Consider the following 20777-nt stretch of genomic DNA (forward strand, 5'->3'; position numbering starts at 1 on the left):
GACGCCGACGAAGCCGAGGGCCGGCAGGCTCGCGCCCGCGCCGGCGCGGCCCTCGGAGCGCCCGTGACCGTCGGCGCCGCGGGCCCGGCGACCGGCCACGACCGGCTGCCCGCCGTGCACGCCGAGGCGCTGCGCTGCCTGCGGGCGCTGACCGCCCTCGGCCGCGCCGGCGAGGGCGCGAGCCTGCCGGACCTCGGCTTCGTCGGCGTCCTCCTCGGCGACCGGGCCGACCTCACCGGGTACGTCCGCCGCGTCCTCGGACCCGTCCTCGACTACGACGCCCGCCGCGGCACCGACCTGGTCCGCACCCTGGAGGCGTACTTCGACCAGGGCGCGAGCCCGGCCCGCGCCAAGGACGTGCTGCACGTCCACGTGAACACCGTCGTCCAGCGCCTGGACCGCGCCGCCCGGCTGCTCGGCGCCGACTGGAACAGCCCGGCCCGCGCCCTGGAGCTCCAGCTCGCCCTGCGCCTCAACCGCCTGTCCCGCCCGCCGCGGCCCCGTCCGGCCTAGCGGCGGGGGAGCGGCGCACCTGCGCGGGCACGCCGTCGAGGGTGCCGGGGGCCGGGCACGGCCCGTCCGCGCGGGGGCCGTACGCCGGTGTGCGGCCCGCGCCCGCGGGGCGGGCCGAAGGGTCCGGCGCGGTGTCGGTGTCGGTGCCGGTGCCGGTGTCCGTGCGGTACTGGTGCGACTGGAGCTCGAAGAGGCGCCGGAACACCCCCGGCCCGTCGGTGGCCATGAGCGTGGCGAAGTCCCCGTGCTCGACGAGCCTGCCGTGCTCCAGGACGTAGATGACGTCGGCCTCCTTGACGCTGTGCAGCCGGTGCGTGACCAGCACGATCGTCTGGTCCGCCGCGGCCAGGGCGCGGATCTTGTCGAACGCGTCGATCTCGGCGGCCGGGTCCATGCTGCTGGTGGGCTCGTCGCAGATCAGGATGGTCGCGCCGCGGAAGTACGCGCGGGCCAGGGCGAGCCGCTGCCACTGCCCGCCGGAGAGGTCGACGCCGCCCTCGTACCCCTTCTCGCACAGCGTGTCCCAGCCGTGCGGAAGGTCGTCGAGGACGCGGTGCGCGTCGGCGTACGCGGCGGCCGCGTCCAGCCGCTCGGCGTCGCCGATCTTCCCCGGGCGGCTGATCGCCACGTTGGCGCGGGCCGTGAACGGCCACCGCTGGAAGTCCTGCGGCACCAGCGCCACCTGCGCGAACACGTCGTCGCGCGACAGCGCCCGCAGATCGGTCCCGTCCCAGCGGACGGCGCCGCCGGAGGGCAGGTAGACGCCCGCGAGGAGCTTGCTGAGGGTCGTCTTGCCGGAGCCGTTCGCGCCGACCAGGGCGATCACCTGGCCCCTGCGCACGGTCAGCGACACATCGTCGAGCGCGGGCCGCTCCCGCCCCGCATAGCGGAACGTGACCCGGTCGAGGGCGATCTCGGCGGGCGCCTCGGGCACCGGCGCCCCCGTGGCGGGGATCGCGCGCCGCCGGGCCTCCTCCCGGGCGCGGATCAGGTCCGTCATGAACAGGCTCTGCTCGTACAGGTGGTGGATGTTGGTCACCATCCGCCGCAGCCCCGCCGTAGCGCTGGTCAGGGCGAGGACGGCCGTCGCGCCGGACGCGAGCGGCATCTGGCCGTGCGTCAGGAGCCAGGCGAGCAGCGCGTACGTGGCCGCGGCCGTCAGGCCCGACAGCGCCGAGGTGGTCAGGTCCGTGCGGGCCTCCAGGTGCGCCAGGCGCGTCTGCTCGTCCGCCGCCTGCGCCGCCATCCGGTCGAACTGGTCGAGCAGGAACGGGCCCGCGCCGTGCACCCGCAGCTCCGGCGCGGCCCGCTGCGAGATCAACAGCCGCCGCAGCGCCGCCTGCTGGCGCACGTGCTCCAGCCAGACCTGCACCGAGGCGTACGTCCTGCGCGCCGAGCGGACCGTGCCCCACGCCTTGGGCACCACCACGGCGACGAGGAGCGGCAGCAGCACCGGGTGCAGCACCGCGAGGACCCCGCTCACGGCGAGCAGCGCCATGAGGGCCTCCGCGATGCCGAGGGTGTGGTCGATGAGCCGGCGCGCCGCGGTCTGGCCGTGCTGCCCGGAGTCGAGGACCGCGTGGAAGTCGGCGCGCTCGATGTGCTCCACCTCTACCCGCACGACCTGCTCCAGCATGGACAGGGCGGCCAGGCGCTCCACCTTCGGCCCGAGGCGCCCCGAGGCGGCGAAGGTCACCGCGCGCAGGGTCGCCGCGAGCGCGCTGGCGGCGGCCACGCCCACGAGCGACGGCAGCGCCTCGTGCACCCGCTCGGCCGTCGGGCCCGCCGCGAACAGCGAGACCAGGACGCGGTTGGTGGCCAGCAGCCCGAACGCGGTGGCGGCGGCCTGGCCGAGCTGCGCCACGACGACGACCACCAGGGCCGCCGGGTCCGCCCGCCAGGCCAGCGCGGCCGTGTGCCCGGACAGGGCCGGGATCTGCCGCAGGATCGCGAGGAAGGACGTCTGCAGGCGGGCGCCCTCGTGCGCGGTCCACCCCCAGGAGCTCCTCAGCCGCCCGCCGAAGAGGAGCTGTTCGGGCGGCGCGTGCCCGGGCGGCGCGGGCTCACGCGGTGCGGCGGGGTCTTGGTCCGCCCGGCCGCGCCGCCGCTTCCGCGCGCGGGCTCCCGCTGGATCGTGCGGCCGCACAGTGCCTCCCAGATGGTCGTGGTCCGGACGGTCTCGGACCACCCTCTCCGGAGCGCGGCGGCAAAGGGGCGCTTTGGTCGAAATCTGTGCGGGATGGGGTGAAAACGGCCTGGAATGGCGGTGACGGGGGCCAGGAACGCGTCCCCGCGCCGCGTCACGGACGGCCGTGGCCCCCGGGCACGCCCGCGCCGCCCGGGACCAGGACGGCACCAGGACGGGACCGGGACGGGACCGGGACGAGCTTGCCCGTGACCGTGACCGTGACCGTGCCCGACTCGGCCGGGCGCAGCGCCTCGGCCGCCCGCGACCCGGGCGACCCGGGTGACCCGGACGACCCGGGCGAGGGCGGAGCCGCTCCCGGGGCAGGATGGGACCCGTGTACCCGGCCCCGATCGCTCAAGGAAGGTGCGGCGATGGAGAATTCGGCTCCCGGACGGCTCACCCTGACCACCGCGACCCCCGACGACTGGCGCGTCGTCACCGGCTGGGCGGCGGACGAGGGGTGGAACCCGGGCCTGCGGGACACCGCGGCGTTCTTCGCCCAGGACCCCCGCGGCTTCTTCCTCGGCCGCGTCGACGGCGAGCCGGTGTCCGCGATCTCCGTCGTCACCTACGACGCGGCGTACGCGTTCCTCGGCTTCTACCTCGTGCGCCCCGACGCCCGGGGCCGCGGCCACGGCATCGCCACCTGGCGCGCCGCGCTCGCGCACGCCGGGGACCGCACGGTCGGCCTGGACGGCGTGCCCGCGCAGCAGGCCAACTACCGCCGCTCCGGCTTCCGGCACCGCCACGACTCGATGCGCTACGTCGGCCCCGCGTCGCCCGGCCCCCGGCCCGCGCACGTGCGCCCCGCCGCCGAGGCCGGACCCGCGGCCCTCGCGGCGTACGACAGCTCCTGCTTCCCGGCCGACCGGCCGCGGTTCCTCGCCCGGTGGCTGGACACGCCCGGCCACACGGTGCTGGTGAGCGTCGTCGACGGGCGCGTCACCGGGTACGGCGTGGTGCGCCCGGCCCGCGAGGGCGCGCGGATCGGGCCGCTGTTCGCCGACACACGCGCGGACGCCGAGGCGCTCCTGGACGGGCTGACCGCGGACCTCGACGGGGCGCCTGTGGGGATCGACGTGCCCCTGTCGAACGCCTCGGCCGTCGCGCTGGCCGAGTCCCGGGGCCTGCGCCCGGCGTTCGCGACGGCACGCATGTACACCGGTCCGGTACGGGAGTTCGCGCAGCACAAGGTGTTCGGGATCACCACGCTGGAGCTGGGCTGACGGCCGGGGCGGGCGGCGGTCACGTCACGGTGAGCCGCCGCTTGGCCGTGGCCGTGGAGCTGTTGCCCACGTAGAGGTCGAACGCGCCCTCCTCCAGGCGGAACACGCCGCCCGGGTCGTTCGTCCAGAAGCCCAGGTCGCGCGCGCCCAAGCGGAAGCGCACGGTCCGTGTCGCGCCGGGGGCGAGCGTCACCCGTTCGAAGCCGCGCAGCTCGCGCACCGGCCGCGCGATGCTCGCCGCGACGTCGTGCACGTAGAGCTGCACCACCTCGTCGCCCGCGTGCGCCCCGGTGTTGGTGACGGTGGCGGACACCTCGACGGTGTCGCCCGCGTGCAGCGCGCGGGCCGGGACAGAGGCGCGGGACAGCCGGGGCGCCCCGATGCGGAAGGTCGTGTAGCTCAGCCCGTGGCCGAAGGCGAACTGCGGGTCCGGCGGCAGGTCCAGATATCCGGAGGTGTACTTGACGCCCGCGGCGTACGGGCGGCCCGTCGACTCGTGGTTGTAGTGGACGGGGATCTGGCCGACCGCGCGCGGGAACGACACGGGCAGCCTGCCGCCCGGGTCGACCTTGCCGAACAGCACGTCGGCGATGGCGTTGCCTGCCTCCACGCCCGGGTGCCAGGCCTCCAGGACGGCGGGTGCGGAGTCCAGCCAGCCGCCGACGGTCAGCGGCCGGCCGTTGACCAGGACCACCACGAACGGCCTGCCCGTCCGCGCGACCGCCTCGATCAGCCGCTCCTGTACGCCGGGCAGGCCGATGTCGGCGCGCGCCGCCGCCTCGCCGCTCAGCGCCGGGGGCTCGCCCACGACGACGACCGTGACGTCGGCGGCGCGCGCGGCCGCCACCGCCGCCCGGATGCCGCGGGTGTCCCCGCCCTCGGTGGCCACGCCCCGCGCGTACGTCACCCGCGCCCCCGGGGCCGCGCGCCGGACCGCGTCCAGGACCCGCACCGACGGGTACTTCGCCGCGGCGGCCGGCACCGCCCAGGTGCCCAGCAGGTCACCGGAGTCGCCGAACGGCCCGACGACGGCGATCGAGCCGACCGACGTCCGCAGCGGCAGCGTGCCCCGCTCGTTCTTCAGGAGCACCATGCAGCGGGCGGCGGCCGCGCGCGCCGCCCGGCGCGTGGCGGGCACCGGCCCGGCCACGGCGGCGCCCTCGTCCGCGTACGGGTCGTCGAAGAGCCCGAGCGTGAACTTCAGCCGCAGGATCCGCGCCACCGCGTCGTCCAGGCGCCCCGCGTCGATCCGCCCCTCGCGCAGCAGCCTCTCCCCGTGCTCCCGCAGGGTGGTGCTGACCATCTCCATGTCGACGCCCGCGGTCAGCGCGAGCCGCGCCGCCGCCGCGTCGTCCTCGGCGAAGCCGTGCGCGACCAGCTCCCGTACGCCGTTCCAGTCGCTGACGACGAACCCGTCGAAGCCCCACTGGTGCTTGAGGATCTCCGTGAGCGCGTGCGCGTTGCCGTGCGCGGGCACGCCGCCGACCGTGTTGAAGGACGCCATCACGGTGGCCGCGCCCGCGTCCAGGGCGGCCCGGAACGGCGGCAGGTACAGATTGCGCAGCCGGGCCTCGGAGACGTCCACCGTGTTGTAGTCGCGGCCGCCCTCGGCCCCGCCGTACGCGACGAAGTGCTTGGCGCAGGCGGCCACGCGGTCCTTGGCGCGCAGGTCCCGGCCCTGGTAGCCCGCGACCTTGGCGGCCGTGAACTCCGCCGTCAGGTACGGGTCCTCGCCGCAGCTCTCGGCGACGCGCCCCCAGCGCGGCTCCCGCGTGACGTCCGCCATCGGCGCGAACGTCCAGTGCACGCCGTTCGCGCGGGCCTCCTGGGCGGAGACCTCCGCGTCGGTCCGCGCCACGCCCGGGTCGAAGCTCGCCGCCTGCGCCAGCGGGATCGGGAACGTCGTCCAGAAGCCGTGGATCACGTCGAGCCCGAAGAGCAGCGGGATGCCGAGCCGCGACTCCTCGACCGCGATCCGCTGGAGCGCGTTGGTGCTGCGCGCGCCGAAGGCGGACAGGACCGAGCCGAGCCGCCCCGCCCGCGCCGCGCTCTCCACCGCGTTTTTCGTGCTGTTCCCGCCCGGACCGGTCTCCCAGGCCCCCGCGAGCTGCTGGAGCTGACCCAGCTTCTCCTCGACCGTCATCCGGCCGAGCAGCGCGCGCACGGCACGGTCGTGGCGGCGGGAACGGCCGGGACGGCCGGGGCGGCGGGGCGAGGCCTGGGCGACGCCACCGGCGACGGCGGCGCCGCCGAGCCCCGACAACCCCGACAACGCCGACAGCACCGAGAGACCGGACAGCACCGTACGCCTTCGTAGCCCTCGCATGCGTTCGCCTTCTCACGTCGGAGCGGAGACAACCGGAGCGGTGGCCTCAAGAAGTGAAGAGAACGTACGAGGCCGGTACAGGGCGGTCAAGGAAGCGGCGGGGACGGCCGCACGCGTCGGCCTCCCCTTGACCTCAACATTGCTTGAGGTCCTACGGTTCCCCGTATGAGCATGGAAACCACCGCGTGGACGCAGATGTACAGCGTCATGAACGCCCAGCAGGAACGCCGTCCCTTCGCCCGCGCGACCCTGCGGCGGATCACCGCGTTCGCGCGGCCGCACCGCCGCCGCATCACCCACTTCGTGCTGGTGAGCGTGGCCACCGCGCTGCTGGCCGTGGCCACGCCGGTCCTGGCCGGGCAGGTCGTGGACGCCATCGTCTCCGGCGCCCCGTCCTCGCGCGTCGTCCGGTTCGCCGTGCTCATCGCGGTCATCGCGGTGGCCGAGGCGGCCCTCGGCATCCTCGGCCGCTGGCTGTCGGCGACCCTCGGCGAGAACCTCATCCTCGACCTGCGCACCGCCGTCTTCGACCACGTGCAGCGCATGCCCGTCGCGTTCTTCACGCGCACCCGCACCGGAGCGCTCGTCAGCCGCCTCAACAACGACGTCATCGGCGCGCAACGCGCCTTCAGCAACACTCTTTCGGGCGTCGTCTCCAACGTCGTCACGCTCGTCCTCACCCTCGGCGTGATGCTCGCCCTGTCCTGGCAGATCACGCTGCTCGCCCTGGTGCTGCTTCCGGTGTTCGTGGTGCCCGCGCGCCGCATGGGCACCCGCATGGCCCGCCTCCAGCGGGAGGCCGCCCACCACAACGCCGCCATGGGCACCCGGATGACCGAGCGCTTCTCGGCGCCCGGCGCGACCCTCGTCAAGCTGTTCGGGCGGCCCGCCGACGAGTCCGCCGAGTTCGCGGCCCGGGCCCGCCGGGTGCGGGACATCGGGGTGCGCACCGCCATGGCCCAGTCGGCGTTCATCACCGCGCTCACCCTGGTCTCGGCCCTCGCCCTGGCCCTGGTGTACGGCCTGGGCGGCTTCTACGCCCTGAAGGGCTCGCTCGACGCCGGCGCCGTCGTCTCCCTCGCCCTGCTGCTGACCCGCCTGTACGCGCCGCTGACCGCGCTCGCGGGGGCGCGCGTCGAGGTGATGAGCGCCCTCGTCAGCTTCGAGCGGGTCTTCGAGGTCCTCGACCTGAAGCCGCTCATCGCCGAGAAGCCGGACGCCCGCCCCGTCCCCGAGGGGCCCGTCGCCGTGGAGTTCGACGACGTCCGCTTCGGCTACCCGGCCGCCGACAAGGTCTCCCTCGCCTCCCTGGAGGAGGTCGCGTCCCTCGACGGCCGCGGCGGCGCGGAGGTCCTGCACGGCCTGTCGTTCCGCGCCGAACCCGGCCAGACCGTCGCCCTCGTCGGCTCCTCGGGCGCGGGCAAGTCCACCATCGCGCAGCTCCTGCCGCGCCTGTACGACGCCGACGCGGGCACCGTGCGGATCGGCGGCGTGGACGTGCGCGACCTGTCCGCCGCGTCGCTGCGCGACACCGTCGGCATGGTCACGCAGGACGGCCACCTCTTCCACGAGTCCGTCCGCGCGAACCTGCTGCTCGCCCGGCCCGAGGCCGGGGAGGACGAGCTGTGGGACGTCCTGCGGCGGGCCCGCCTCGAGGCCCTCGTACGGTCCCTGCCGGACGGCCTCGACACGGTCGTCGGCGAGCGCGGCTACCGGCTCTCCGGCGGCGAGCGGCAGCGTATGACCATCGCGCGGCTGCTGCTCGCCCGGCAGCGGGTCGTCATCCTCGACGAGGCGACCGCGCACCTGGACAACACCTCCGAGGCCGCCGTCCAGGAGGCCCTCGCCGAGGCGCTGTCCGGCCGCACCGCCGTCGTCATCGCCCACCGGCTCTCGACCGTGCGCTCCGCCGACGTGATCCTCGTGGTCGAGGACGGGCGGATCGCCGAGCGCGGCACGCACGACGAACTCCTGGCCCAGGGCGGGCGGTACGCGGAGCTGTACCGGACGCAGTTCCTGGCCGGCGGCGGGGTGGAGGTGGCGGCCTAGCCCTCCCGGCCCCGCGCGGCACCGTGCACCCCGCCCGTCCGGCGGGGTGCACGGAGGGCTGTACGACGGGGTGTGCGGGGGGCTGTCCGGCGGGGCGTGCGGAGGACGGTCCGGCGGTGCGCGGAGGTCGTACGGCGCGTGATGTACTGTGCTTGCAGTGGTCTGCGTGAGGCGGCGTGGCCCGTGCACCACGGCCCCGCCTTCCCCGGGAGAGGAACCGAGCACCGTCATGAGACAGAACCCCGCCCGCCGTGCCGCCCTGCTGGACGCCGCGATCGAGGTGCTCGCGCGGGACGGGTCGCGCGGTCTCACGCTGCGCGCGCTGGACGCGGAGGCGGACGTCCCCAAGGGCACCGCGAGCAACTACTTCGCGCACCGCGCGGACCTGCTCGCCCAGGTCATGCGGCGCGTCCAGGAGCGGCTCATGCCCGAGGAGGACGCGCTCGCCGACACCCTGCGCGCCGAGCCCTCGAAGGACCTCGTCGCCACCCTGCTCAAGCAGCTCGTCGAGCGGATGCGGGCGGACCGCAGCAGCCACCTGGCCCTGCTCGAGATGCGCCTGGAAGCCACCCGCCGCCCCGAACTCCACGCGGAGCTCAGCCGGTTCATGGCCGAGACCCTGGAGGCGAACATCGCCTTCCACCTGGACGCGGGGCTGCCCGGCGACCGCGTCGCCGTCGTGCTGCTCTACCTGACCGTGCTCGGCCTGATCGTCGACGACCTGACGGTGCCCGACCTGCTCGCGCCGTTCTCCACGGACAAGCTCATCGAGGAGCTGGCGCACCGGCTGCTGCCGGACGGCCCCCGGTAAGGGCCGGTTAGGGGTACGCCGCGGCCGGTGGCCGCCCTACGGTGGAGCACGGGAAGAGCCGCAGGCACTGCCGCGGAGCTCTCCCGGCCGGCCGTCTCCCGGAGCGGCGACTCCTTCCCCTTCCCCCGTGGAAGGAAGCGCCGCTCCGGGCCGGTGCGCTCAGGGCCCCGGGCGCAGCGTGATCGCGGTGAGGACCAGCCCGTCCCGCGCCAGCCAGCGGCCCCGGAGCTCCCGCGGAAAGTCCCGGCGGCGCACGTGCGGCAGGATCCGCGCGGTGAAGGTGCCGGACCCCTGGGCCGTGTCCGCGGTCGCGTCCGTGGCTGCGGCTGTGCCTGTGTCTGTGTCTGTGCCTGCGGCTGTGTCGGTGTCGGCGCGGTGGAACACCACGTCGGCGTCCTCGAACTCCAGCGGCGCGCGCTGGAGCGGGTACCAGGTCTTGTAGACGCTCTCCTTGGCGCTGAACAGGGCGCTGTCCCAGCGCACTTCGGGCCACCGCGCCAGCAGCTCCGCCACGCGCCGCCGTTCCGCCGGGAGCGCCACGGTCTCCAGGACGCCGTCCGGCAGCGGCGTACCGGGCGTGGCGTCGATGCCCACGGAGCGGACGCGCGCGGCCCCGGCGACGGCGGCGGCACGGTAGCCGGAGCAGTGCGTGATGCTCCCGACGACGCCGGCGGGCCACCCCGGGCTGCCCTTGGCGTCGGGCAGGATCACCGGGGCGGGGCGCCCCAGGGCGTCGAGCGCCAGGTGCGCGCAGTGGCGGCCGGTGGTGAACTCCCGGCGCCGGGTCTCCACGGACCGCGCGACCAGCGCCGCCTCGTCGGGGTGCAGCACGACGCCGTCCGGGTCGTACGTGAACTCCCGGCAGACGACGTCCCCGGGCACGATCCGCGCGAGCAGCGGGGCCGCCGCGGGGGCCGGGGGCTCCGCCTGGGGCACGGCCGGGGGCGCCGCGTCCGCGCGCGGCGCCCCCGGCTCCGTACGGCCGTACCGTACTCCGGCGCTCACGGCGTCCCCTCCTTCTCCCGCTGCTCGGGCTCCCGCGGCCCCGGATCCGGCTCGCGCGGCTCGGGCGCCACCACCGGTTCCAGCGGCGGCGGGGTGTCCGCGCCTCCCGCCCGGCCGCGCCGGGGGAGGTAGACGATCAGTTCGGTGGCGACGAAGCGCACCACGAACGTCGTCGCAAGGGCCAGCGTGGTGGCGGGCACCACCGCCATGCCCGCGCCGTCGACGAGCAGGGCGATGAGCGGGATGCGCAGCAGCAGGTCGGCGTTGGCGAGCAGCGCGAACCGGCCCAGGCGGTCGGCCCAGTGCCGGTGCTCGCGCCGCCCGCGGAAGAGCAGCAGGTCGATGAGGAGGAAGTTCCACGCGACGCCGAACTGGTTGGCCACGATCTCGGCGGGCAGGTAGTGCAGGCCGAGCGCGGTGAGCGCGGCGAGGCCGCACAGGTTCGGCACGAAGCCGGTCAGGCCGATGAGGCCGAAGGCCACCATGCGGGCCACCGGGGTCGCGGTGCGCAGCGACACCAGGTGGGCGAGGAAGCGCAGGCCTTCGCGCACGGTCGACTTCGACTCGCCCGCGTACCGCTCCTGGAAGGAGAACGGCACCTCGGCGACGGCGCGCGGCCGGCAGCGGATGGCGAGTTCCAGCAGGATCTTGTAGCCCAGGGGCCTGAGGATGCCGGCCTGGGCGTGCACGGTGTCGCGGCGGATCGCGAAGAAGCCGCTCATCGGGTCGCTGATGCCGCGCAGGGCCGAGCGGAAGAGGGACCTGGTGACGAGGGTCGAGGCGCGCGAGACCGCGACGCGGTAGCGGCCGGAGAGCCCGGCGTGGCTGCCGCCGCCCGCGTACCGGCTGGCGACGACGAGTTCGGCGCCCGTGCGGCGGCCCGTCTCGACCAGCTCCGGCATGAGGGACGGGGGGTGCTGGAGGTCGGCGTCCATGACGACGAGCCACTCGGACGCGGCGGCCTTCATGCCCTCCACGACGGCCCCGCTCAGGCCGCCCACCGGGACCTCGCGGTGGATGACGTGCACGGGGAACGGACACGTCAGGGCCGCCCGCTCGATGGCGGCCGGGGTGTTGTCGGTGCTGTCGTCGACGAACAGCGCCTCGCACTCCAGGTGCGCCGGCAGGGCGGCCGCGAGGCGGGTCAGCAACTCCTCGACGTTGTCCGCCTCGTTGAAGGTCGGGATGATCACGGTGACGGTGGTGCGCGCTCCGTCCGGAGCGGTGCCGTCGTGCCCGGCGGCTTCCTCGGCGCCGGGACCGGACACGGTCATCGGGGCACGCTCCCGGGTCGGAGCGCGCTCGGGGTGTGCGGTGTCGCCATCGTCGTCCTCTACGGTCTGCGCGCGAGCGCGTCCCGCGCGTGCGCGTCACATCGGCGTGCCCTGGCCGGCAGGCGCTTCCGGGAGGATCACGGGTGACCGCCCGCGGGGCGGTGGCCCTGGACAACACGTCGGGCTCGGGGAGGGCGGGGTCGCCGACGAACGACGACGCGCCGCTGCCGTACCGGTGATTCCTCCCGCCGGAGGCTAGCCGCGGCGGATACCGCCCTCCACCCCTATCCGTCCCCTAGCGGCGCGTACCAAGCACGCCCGCACGCCCGCGCGCCCGGTACGCGTGCGGGTGTGCCCGTCGCGGGCGTCGGTATGCCCGTTACGGCCGTCGGCGTGCCCGGTGCGGGGCCGCCCGGCTGTGCGGCCCGCCGAACGGAAAATGCTTTCCGGGCGTGCCGGCGGCGCGCGCGGAGCGAGTTCGTACGCGGGCTTGGCCGGCGGCCGGTCCGTTCACACGGCAAGCCGGTCCGTTCACACCGCCGAAACGGGCGTTGGCCGGAAACCTCGGCGTAACAATGTGACGTACCCGGCACCCCCGGACGCGGTCGCTCCGGTCCCTGTACCGGGGGTGTCGGCGGTAACTCAGGCGTGACGCCCGCCACGTTGCGGGACCGCGGGGAAGTTTCACAGGGAATTTTGCTTTCGGATTGCCACAGGATTGTTTTCGGTTTCCGTGCCGGAGGGCGGCCGTTGGGGATCCCGTCGCCCTCCTTTCCTAACGCTCCCTTAACGGCGGCGCGGGCCCGTGGAGCCCTGTCCGGCGGTGCTGATCCGTCCCGCACGCGTGCGTCGGCGGCCTCCGGGTAAGCGGCGGAAGCGGTCGGCGTACGGCTGCCGGGGGCCCTCCGGGGGCGCGCCGGCCGCCGCCGGGCCCGGGCGTCGGCTCTCCCCAAGGGGGCCGTGGGCAGGCACGTTTCCGGACAGTGTGTCCAGATGGCCCCTGCGTCACGGCGGGGTGGCCGGTTGAGCGTTCTCCTTTCTTACAATTGGAGTTGAACATTCCGTATAAGCCCGATCGACCGCTCGGCCCTATATCACATCGATGGCCGGAGTGGGGAGGGCTGAACGTTGCGAGTCGCCGTGGATTTGGGCGGTGGGCTCACATCTTTCTGGGCTACCTCGCCGTCAAGATTCAGTCATAGTTGTGTTGTTGACTGAGTACCCCGAGAGCCACGGCGCAGCTATTCGGAATATGCCCTGGTATCCTGCTTCCGGCTCCTGCGGCTACTTGATGAGAGCAATATGCGAATAAGGCGCCCAGTGCAGTTTGCGAAAATTTCTTACGGGGAGGAAACCGCACTATGAGCCTGGTCGAGCGAGTCGATGAATGGGCTCTCCTGGAGGACGTTCTGACGAACAGCGCGGAGCGGCCTTCCCGTGTCGTCGTCGTCAGAGGGCCGGTGGCCACCGGCAAGAGCGAGATGCTGAACGCCGTCGCCGAGCAGGCCGAGGCGCGAGGCCTCGCGGTCCTGCGGGCGACCGGTTTACGAGCGGAGCGCAGGACGCCCATGGCGGTCTTCGGTCAACTGCTCCTCCACACCGACCAGGTGGGCGAGCAGGAGGACGGGACGGCCGCGCGGACGGCGCGCCTGCTCGACGACGCCCGGTTCACCGCCATGCTGCGCGACCCCGACAGCGAGCGCGAGGAGCACGTCCGTGCCCACGTGATGCGGTCCCTGACCACGCTGCTGCACGCCCAGGCCCAGGGCCGGCCGCTGGCCGTCCTCATCGACGACGTGCAGTACGCCGACATCCCCTCCCTCCAGTGCCTCCAGTACGCGATGCGCGAGCTGCGGGCCAAGCCCGTCGTCGTCGTCCTCGGCCTGCGCACCGGGCCGGGCGCCGAACGCCCCCTGTTCGGCGCGGAACTGCTGCGCCACCCCCGCCTGACCCAGCTCAGGCTCGCGCCCCTCGGCGAGAGCGCCACGGCCGCCCTGCTGCGCGCCCACGTCGACGAGGCCACCGCGCAGCGCCTCGCGCCCGACGCGCACCGCTTCAGTGGTGGCAACCCGCTGCTGATCCGGGCGCTGATCCACGACCTGCTCGCCCACGACGTGCCCGCGCAGGACCTGCGGGCGCCGGGGACGGGCACCGACACCCCCCGGCCCGGCCCGGCCGGCACGAGGACGCTGCCCGTCGGCGACGCCTACCGGCAGTCCGTACTGAGCTGCCTGCACCGGGGCGAGGACGCCGTCCTGGCCGTCGCCCGCGGCCTCGCGGTCCTCGACGACGCGGCGTCCGACGCCACGCTCGCCGGCCTGCTCGACCTCGACCGCGAGACCGTCGCGCTCAGCCTGCGGACGCTCGAGGCCGCCGGGCTGACCGGCGCCGGATCGTTCCGCCACCCGCTGGCCCGCACGGCCGTGCTCGACGACCTGACCCGCGCCGACCGCATCGAGCTGCACCGGCGCGCCGCCGAGCTGCTGCGCCGCCACGGCGCCGAACCGCCCGTCGTCGCCCGGCACATCGTCGCCACCGGCGAGGTCGCCGGAGCCGAGTCCCTCGACGTGCTGTGGGAGACGGCCACCCGCGCCCGGCGCGACGAGGACGTGTCCCTCGCCATCGCCTGCCTCCACCTGGCGGACGAGGCGTGCCCGCGCGGCGAGCGGCGCAGCGAGATCCTGGCCGAGCTGGCCCGCTTCGCCTGGCGGGTCCGCCCCTCCACGCTCGGCCCCCACCTGAACGCGCTGCGCGCCGCCTTCGACGAGGGCTGGCTCGCCGAGGGGGCCGTCCCCGTGCTGCTCTCGGGGCTGCTGTGGCAGGGCCGGTTCGAGGAGGCCGCCGAGGTCGCCCGCAAGGGCCAGGTCGCCCACTCGGGGGCGTCCGCCGTGACCGCCTACCTCGCGGCCGGGGCCGTGCGCACCACCTACCCCGCGCTGCGCGAGCGCGTCGGGGCCGACAACTGGCCCGCCCCGCAGAGCATCGCGGACGTCCTGGCGGCGCGCGGCGTCGACCCGCGCCACCGCGTCGGCGCCGCCCTGAACACGGTCCTCACCCGCGGCGTCGACCCGGGCGCCGCCGACCTGGCCGAGACCGTGCTCCAGGGCACCCGGTTGAGCGATGCCACCCTGGAGGCCCTCACCTCCGCCCTGTCCGTGCTCATCTACTGCGACCGGCTCGGCCGCGCCGCGCACTGGTGCGACGCGCTGCTGCGCGAGGCCACCCGGCTCGGCGGTCCTGGCTGGCAGGCGCCGCTGTCCGCGGTGCGGGCCACCGTCGCCCTGCGCCAGGGCAACGCGCCGGACGCCGTGCGGTACGCGCTCAACGCGCTGTCGTGGATCTCGCCGCAGGGCTGGGGCGTCGGCATCGGCTCGGTCCTCGCCAACCTGGTCTCCGCGCACACCGCGATGGGCCAGTACGAGCAGGCCATGGCGTACCTGGACCACCACGTGCCGGACGGCCTGAAGGAGACCCGGTACGGCCTGGAGCTGCTGCACGCGCGCGGCCAGCTCTACGCCGCCATGGGACGCGTCCGCCCGGCCCTCGACGACTTCCTCACCTGCGGCGAGCTCATGACGCGCTGGGGTATCGACCAGCCGGCGCTGGTCCCGTGGCGGTCCGCCGCCGCGGAGATGCACCTGCGCACGGGCGGGGAGGCCGAGGCCGACCGGATCGTCAAGGAGCAGCTCGCCAAGTGCGGCCCCGGCCAGTCCCGCACCCGCGCCCAGACGCTGCGCGTGCTCGCCGAGGTGGCCGGGCTGCGCCGGCACCACCACGCGCTGCACGAGGCGATCGAGGAGCTGGAGAAGTGCGAGGACCGCCTGGAGCTGGTCCGGGCCCTGGGGGCGCTGAGCCGTTCCCACCACGCCCTCGGCGAGCTCGGCCAGGCGCGCATGATGGCCCGGCGGGCCTGGCGCATCGCGCGCGACGCCCGGGCGGAGACGCTGTGCGAGCAACTGCTCCCGTACGGGGACGGGGAGGCGTCCGGTGCCGACCGTCCGGCGCGGGCGGGGGAGGGCTGCCCCGCGGAGGAACTGACCGACGCGGAGCGGCGCGTCGCGTCCCTGGCCTCCTTCGGGCACAGCAACCGCGAGATAGCGCGGAAGCTCTTCATCACGGTCAGTACGGTGGAGCAGCATCTGACGCGGGTCTACCGGAAGCTGAACGTCTCCCGGCGCAAGGACCTGCCGCACGATCTGCTCGCGGACACGGCGTGCTGAACGCGGGGAGCGCTCTGACAACGTTGTGCCGGCCGCCGGCCGGTGACGTACCGGCCGTCGACGACCGCCTGTGGGGGAAGGCGGTCGTGGGCGGTGCCCCGCGGGGCGACCGCGTGCGTACGAGGTGCCGTCAGCGCGTGGCGGGGAGGCAGTCGCAGCGGACCTCGCCGCCCTGGACCGTGACCAGACGGTCCGTCACCCGGCGCGCGACCTCGCGCGAGCGGGTGGAGAACACCACGGTCCCGGTGGACGCCGTGTAGCGGCCGAGGACCCGGCAGAGGATCTTCTCCGACACGCTGTCCACGTCGTCCAGGGGGCGGGACAGCAGGAGGAGCCTCGGCACGTGCAGCAGCGCGCAGCCGAGCGCGGCGCGGGAGCGCTGACCGGGGGTGAGCTCGGCGACGGGCGTGCGCTCGACGGCCCGCAGGTCCAGGGCGTCCGTTAAGTCGGTGGCACGCTCCGCGGCCGTCTCCGCGGGCAGCCCCCGCTGCCGGGCCGCCGCCACCAGGACGTCGTGGACCGGCGCTTCGGGCAGCGGCATGCCCTCGGGGACGACACCGACGAGCCGCCGCACGGCCTCGGGGTCGGTGCGCGGGTCCACGCCGTACACCGCGACGGACACCGCCCCGGCCGCCTCGGACGTCCCAGCCGCTTCGGACGTCCCAGTCGCCCCGGTCGCCCCGGTCACCTCTGACGCCCCGGGGCGGTCCGGACCGCCGTCGCCGAGCAGCCGGGCCAGGAACCGGTCGGCGGAGTCGTCGTCGGAGACGGCGGCCACGCACGCGTTGCGCTCGATCCGCAGCACGCGCTCCTGGCGCCGGGCGCCGCACCCCTCCGGGGCGTCCGCCGTCGGGTGCCGTACCTCCAGGGCCATCGGTTCCAGCCGGGCTCCGCCGGGCGTGCCACCCGGACGGTGATCGTGCACCGCGAACCTTCGGCTGTCCGACCCTGGATGCATGAAGCCTCCTCTGGATAGATTGTTGAACAATGTTGGGAAAACGTGGCGCGGTAACCGCGCCGGGCGCGTGGTGCGGACACCATAGATCATTTCAAGGCGGCTCCTGACTTTCGTACAGTCTTCAGGATCGGAGCCGCGCTACTAAAGTACTCATTGCGTCGCGCGCGGCATTTCGTGCCCCGTGAGAACCCCCGTTCGGCTCCGCCGTCCCGCGCCGGGTTCACGGAGCGGCCCCGTCACCGCGCCGCCCGGAGGGGGCGCGGGCCGCGCGGACCTAGGAGGCGTAAGGGGACGGTGAGGGGTTCCTCCGCCCCCTTACGCCGCCCCGATAATCAAGGGCACCGTCAGACGTGCCGTGTACCGGAGGCGATTCGCGGGCCCGGCCGCCCCGTTCGAGGGGCGGGGCGCGGGCCGCGCTGATCGCGGACCTTCCTCCTGCTGCCGCAGCCCGGCTCCCCGCGGCCGTCTGGAACGTACGCCGGGCCGGCCTCCATCACGGTCAGAGGAGTATCCGTTGGTTGCCCTCAACGGTAGTTCGCGTCTCGGAACAGCAGATTCCATAACCATGCTGGGCCCGGACTTTCCCTTCGCTTACGACGAATGGCTGGCGAGTCCGCACGGTCTCGGGGGAATTCCGGAAGGCGAGTTCGGGACGCCCGTCGCGGTCACCGGCGCGGGGATATCGGGTCTCGTCACCGCGTACGAGCTCATGCGGGTCGGCCTGCGGCCCGTGGTGCACGAGGCGGGCCCCGTCGGCGGCCGCATGCGCTCCGTCGGGTTCGAGGGCGTCGCCGACGCCGACGCCGTGGCCGAGCTCGGCGCGATGCGCTTCCCCGCGTCGGCGACCGCGCTGCGCCACTACATGGACCTCGTCGGCCTGCGCACCCGCCCGTTCCCCAACCCGCTGACCCCCGCCAGCGGCAGCACCGTCGTCGCCCTGGGCGGCGCCCGGCACTACGCCCGGCACGCCGGCGAACTCCCCGACACCTATCAGGAAGTCGGCATGGCCTGGGACAAGGCCCTCCAGGAGCACGCCGAGCTGTTCGCCATGGACGACGCGATCCGCCGCCGCGACACCGAGGCGATCAAGGCCATCTGGAACCCGCTGGTGCGCGCCCTGGACGACGAGTCCTTCTACGGCTTCCTCGCCCGCTCGCCCGCCTTCCAGTCCTTCACGTACCGGGAGATCTTCGGCCAGGTGGGCTTCGGCGCGGGCGGCTGGGACACCGACTTCCCGAACTCCATGCTGGAGATCCTGCGCGTCGTCTACACCGGCGCCGAGGAGGACCACCGGCTCGTCGTCGGGGGCTCCCGGCAACTGCCGCTCCGCCTGTGGTCGCACGCGCCCGACGAGCTGGCGCACTGGCCCGCCGGCACGTCCCTGGAGTCGCTGCACCGCGGCGGCCCCCGCGGCGGCGTCGCCCGCGTCGAGCGCACCGCCCGCGGCATCGCCGTGCACGAGCGGGACGGCACGGTCCGCACCTACGCCGCGGCCGTCTTCACCCCGCAGAAGCGCACCCTGGTCACCAACGTCCGCTGCGACCGGACGCTGCTGCCCACACCGGTGTGGACGGCGGTGGAGCGCAGCCACTACATGGGCTCGTCCAAGCTGTTCGTCCTCGTCGACCGGCCCTTCTGGCGCGACCGCGACCCGCGCACCGGCCGCGAGGTGATGAGCACGACCCTCACCGACCGGATGCCCCGCGGCGTCTACCTCTTCGACGACGGCCCGGACCGCCCCGGCGTCATGTGCCTGTCGTACACCTGGAACGACGACTCCCTGAAGATGGCCCCGCTGAGCCCCGAGGAGCGGCTGGACGGCGTCCTCGACGCCCTCGCCGACATCTACCCCGGCGTCGACATCCGCTCCCGCGTCATCGCGCCGCCCCGCACGGTCACCTGGGAGGCCGAACCCCACTTCCAGGGCGCCTTCAAGGCCAACCTGCCGGGCCACTACCGCTACCAGCGGCGGCTGTTCACCCACTTCATGCAGGAGGGCCTCACCCCGCGGCAGCGCGGGTTCTTCCTCGCCGGCGACGACGTCTCCTGGACCGCGGGCTTCGCCGAGGGCGCCGTGACGACCGGCCTCAACGCCTACTGGGGCGTCCTGCGCCACCTCGGCGGCGCCACCCGGCCGTCGAACCCCGGCCCCGGCGACCTGTTCGCGTCGCTCGCGCCCGTCGAACTGCCCGAGGACTGACGCGGCGGCGGACGGGACACGGGACACGGGACACGGGAAGGGCCCCCGGAGCACCGGCTCCGGGGGCCCTTCCTTGGTGTGTGTTCCGCGTACGGTCCGCGGTGTGTGTTCCGCGTACGGTCCGCGGTGTGTGTCCCGTGTACGGGTCCGCGGCGTGTGTTCCGCGTACGGGCTACGCCTGCGCCCGCCGCAGGAACCCGCGGATGCCCACGGCCGCGAACAGGGCGATGGACCCCACCAGCACGATCAGCGTCACCGGCAGCGGCACGTGCTCCACGCTCGGCGACGTCACCGCCCGCATGCCCTCACTGGCGTACGACAGCGGGTTGGCGCCGCAGATCACCTGGAACCAGCGCACCTCGTCGAGCGCGACCAGCGGGAACTGCGTCGAGCCCGTGAACAGCAGCGGCATCAGGACCAGCGTGAACATCACGTCCACCTTGTCGCTGTTGACGGACGTGCCCAGGCACAGGCCGATGGACGCCCCCGCCAGGGCGCCGAGCGCGGCGATCCCGAGCGCCGGCACGGTCCGGCTGAGCGGCCACGACAGGTCGAGGAGCACCATGCCGACCGGCGTCATCATCAGCGACGCCACGAAGCCGTACAGCGCGCCGAAGAGGATCTTCTCCACGGCCACCAGGCGCAGCGAGATCGGCGAGAGCAGCCGGTCCTCGATCTCCCGCGTGTACGAGAAGTCGACGACGAGCGGCAGCGCCGTGTTCTGCATACCGCCGAGGAAACCGTTCAGGGCGAGCACCCCGGGCAGCAGCACGGAGCTGTAGTCGCCGTCCACGTAACCCGCGTCGCTCAGCAGCACGCCGAACACGAACAGCGTGAAGAACGGCTGGATGATGGCCTGCCCGATGAACGTCGGGAACTGGCGCAGCGCGACGAAGACATCGCGCCACATGATGGCGCCGAAGGTGTGTATCTGCCGGGTCTCCGGCGCCGCCGGGAGTTCCGGGGCCGTCGCGGTGGTCGCGGTCATCGCAGATTCTTTCCGGTGAGGTGGAGGAAAACGTCTTCCAGGGACACCTTTCCGATGCCGACGTCCGTGACCTGGTGGTCCCGTTCGGTGAGCGCGGCGAGCGCCGGCTGGAGCGCCCGCACCGGCTCGGCGTCCGTGTAGATGCGGAACCGGCACTCCGGCGCGGGCGGCGACTGCGGGTCGATCTCGTCGACCTGGCGTACGCCCGGCAGGTCACCGAGCAGCTTCGCCACCGGGGCCGGGCCCTGCGGCGCCTCGACGGCCAGGGTGAGCGTGGAGTGCGCGGGCAGCAGCTTACCGAGGCCCTCGGGGGTGTCCAGGGCGAGCAGCGTGCCCTTGTCGACGATGCCGACGCGGTCGCAGAGCTTCGCGGCCTCGTCCATGTCGTGGGTGGTGATGACCACGGTCACGCCGCGCTCGGCGAGCTCGGTGACCCGCTCGTGCACGAACAGCCGCGCCTGCGGGTCGAGTCCGGTCGCCGGCTCGTCGAGGAACAGCACGCTGGGCCGGTGGATCAGCGCCCGGGCGATCATCACGCGCTGCACCTGGCCGCCGGACATGTCGTCGACCTTCGACTTCCGGTAGTCGGCCAGGCCCATCTGGTCGAGGAGCTCGTCGGCCCGGCGCCGCCGCTCGGCGCGCGGGATGCCGTGGTACGTGGCGTGGAAGAGGAGGTTCTGGCGCACCGACAGGGAGCGGTCGAGGTTGTTGCGCTGCGGCACCACCGCGAGCACCCGCTTCGCCTGTCTGGGCCGGGCGACGACGTCCACGCCGTCGATCACCACCCCGCCCGAGGTCGGCCGCACCCGGGTGGTCATCATGCCCACCGTGGTGCTCTTCCCCGCGCCGTTGGGGCCGAGCAGGCCGAACACCTCACCCCGGTGCACCTCGAAGCTCAGACCGTCGACCACGCGGCGCGCGTCGGCCGCGTACTGTTTCACCAGATTCTCAACCCGGACAGCGTATTCCACGCCGCCGACCCTAGAGGCGGGCCGCTGTCCGTAACACCCCTGTATCTG

General features: G+C 74.2%; 13 protein-coding genes. 6 read left to right on the forward strand and 7 right to left on the reverse strand.

The features are described 5' to 3' along the window. Nucleotides 1-513 (forward strand): helix-turn-helix domain-containing protein (locus QK440_RS32165; protein WP_282796773.1); only part of this gene is annotated, 513 nt, incomplete at its 5' end. Here the strand turns inward: QK440_RS32165 and QK440_RS32170 are convergent. Further along, nucleotides 473-2659: an ATP-binding cassette domain-containing protein gene (locus QK440_RS32170; protein ID WP_282796774.1), complete on the reverse strand. Its 2187-nt coding sequence runs from the start codon at nucleotides 2657-2659 to the stop codon at nucleotides 473-475. The genes QK440_RS32165 and QK440_RS32170 overlap by 41 nt on opposite strands. A gap of 413 nt (nucleotides 2660-3072) precedes the next feature. Here QK440_RS32170 and QK440_RS32175 point away from each other — a divergent pair, with 413 nt between their 5' ends. Beyond that, nucleotides 3073-3927 (forward strand): GNAT family N-acetyltransferase, encoded by an 855-nt coding sequence (locus tag QK440_RS32175; RefSeq protein ID WP_282796775.1) that lies wholly within the window; start codon nucleotides 3073-3075, stop codon nucleotides 3925-3927. A gap of 19 nt (nucleotides 3928-3946) precedes the next feature. Here QK440_RS32175 and QK440_RS32180 read toward each other — a convergent pair whose 3' ends face one another. Next, nucleotides 3947-6070: a glycoside hydrolase family 3 N-terminal domain-containing protein gene (locus QK440_RS32180; RefSeq protein ID WP_282796786.1), complete on the reverse strand. Its 2124-nt coding sequence runs from the start codon at nucleotides 6068-6070 to the stop codon at nucleotides 3947-3949. A 348-nt stretch (nucleotides 6071-6418) separates the two neighbouring features. Between QK440_RS32180 and QK440_RS32185 the strand changes: the two genes are divergently transcribed. Both QK440_RS32185 and QK440_RS32190 read left to right on the forward strand, forming a co-directional pair. After that, entirely contained in the window at nucleotides 6419-8302 is a 1884-nt protein-coding gene (locus tag QK440_RS32185) for an ABC transporter ATP-binding protein (RefSeq protein WP_282796776.1), read from the forward strand. Nucleotides 8303-8531: 229 nt separating this feature from the next. Continuing rightward, entirely contained in the window at nucleotides 8532-9113 is a 582-nt protein-coding gene (locus QK440_RS32190) for a TetR family transcriptional regulator (protein WP_282796777.1), read from the forward strand. A gap of 159 nt (nucleotides 9114-9272) precedes the next feature. Here the strand turns inward: QK440_RS32190 and QK440_RS32195 are convergent, their stop codons facing one another. Then, nucleotides 9273-10118 carry a 4'-phosphopantetheinyl transferase superfamily protein gene (locus QK440_RS32195; RefSeq protein ID WP_282796778.1) on the reverse strand — a complete coding sequence of 282 codons (846 nt, stop codon included), beginning with the start codon at nucleotides 10116-10118 and terminating at the stop codon, nucleotides 9273-9275. Then, nucleotides 10115-11392: a glycosyltransferase gene (locus QK440_RS32200; protein WP_282796779.1), complete on the reverse strand. Its 1278-nt coding sequence runs from the start codon at nucleotides 11390-11392 to the stop codon at nucleotides 10115-10117. The genes QK440_RS32195 and QK440_RS32200 overlap by 4 nt, the downstream gene beginning before the upstream one ends. A 1361-nt stretch (nucleotides 11393-12753) precedes the next feature. Here QK440_RS32200 and QK440_RS32205 point away from each other — a divergent pair. After that, a complete protein-coding gene (locus QK440_RS32205; RefSeq protein WP_282796780.1) occupies nucleotides 12754-15612 on the forward strand; it encodes an AAA family ATPase in 2859 nt (952 codons plus the stop codon). A 130-nt stretch (nucleotides 15613-15742) separates the two neighbouring features. Here the strand turns inward: QK440_RS32205 and QK440_RS32210 are convergent, their stop codons facing one another. Further along, the gene (locus QK440_RS32210; RefSeq protein WP_282796781.1) at nucleotides 15743-16537 is read right to left on the reverse strand and encodes a hypothetical protein; all 795 of its coding nucleotides are present in this window, start codon (nucleotides 16535-16537) and stop codon (nucleotides 15743-15745) included. 598 nt (nucleotides 16538-17135) lie between these two features. On the opposite strand from QK440_RS32210, the gene QK440_RS32215 reads away from it, so the two are divergent. Next, on the forward strand, nucleotides 17136-18770 hold the full coding sequence (locus tag QK440_RS32215; RefSeq protein ID WP_282796782.1) for an NAD(P)/FAD-dependent oxidoreductase: 1635 nt from the start codon (nucleotides 17136-17138) through the stop codon (nucleotides 18768-18770). A gap of 172 nt (nucleotides 18771-18942) precedes the next feature. On the opposite strand, the gene QK440_RS32220 is transcribed toward QK440_RS32215, so the two are convergent. Beyond that, entirely contained in the window at nucleotides 18943-19758 is an 816-nt protein-coding gene (locus QK440_RS32220) for an ABC transporter permease (protein WP_282796783.1), read from the reverse strand. Then, on the reverse strand, nucleotides 19755-20699 hold the full coding sequence (locus tag QK440_RS32225) for an ABC transporter ATP-binding protein (protein ID WP_282796784.1): 945 nt from the start codon (nucleotides 20697-20699) through the stop codon (nucleotides 19755-19757). The genes QK440_RS32220 and QK440_RS32225 overlap by 4 nt, the downstream gene beginning before the upstream one ends. Nucleotides 20700-20777: the final 78 nt, after the last annotated feature.

It is taken from the genome of Streptomyces sp. CC224B (genome assembly GCF_030010595.1).
GTDB classification, from domain to species: domain Bacteria; phylum Actinomycetota; class Actinomycetes; order Streptomycetales; family Streptomycetaceae; genus Streptomyces; species Streptomyces longispororuber.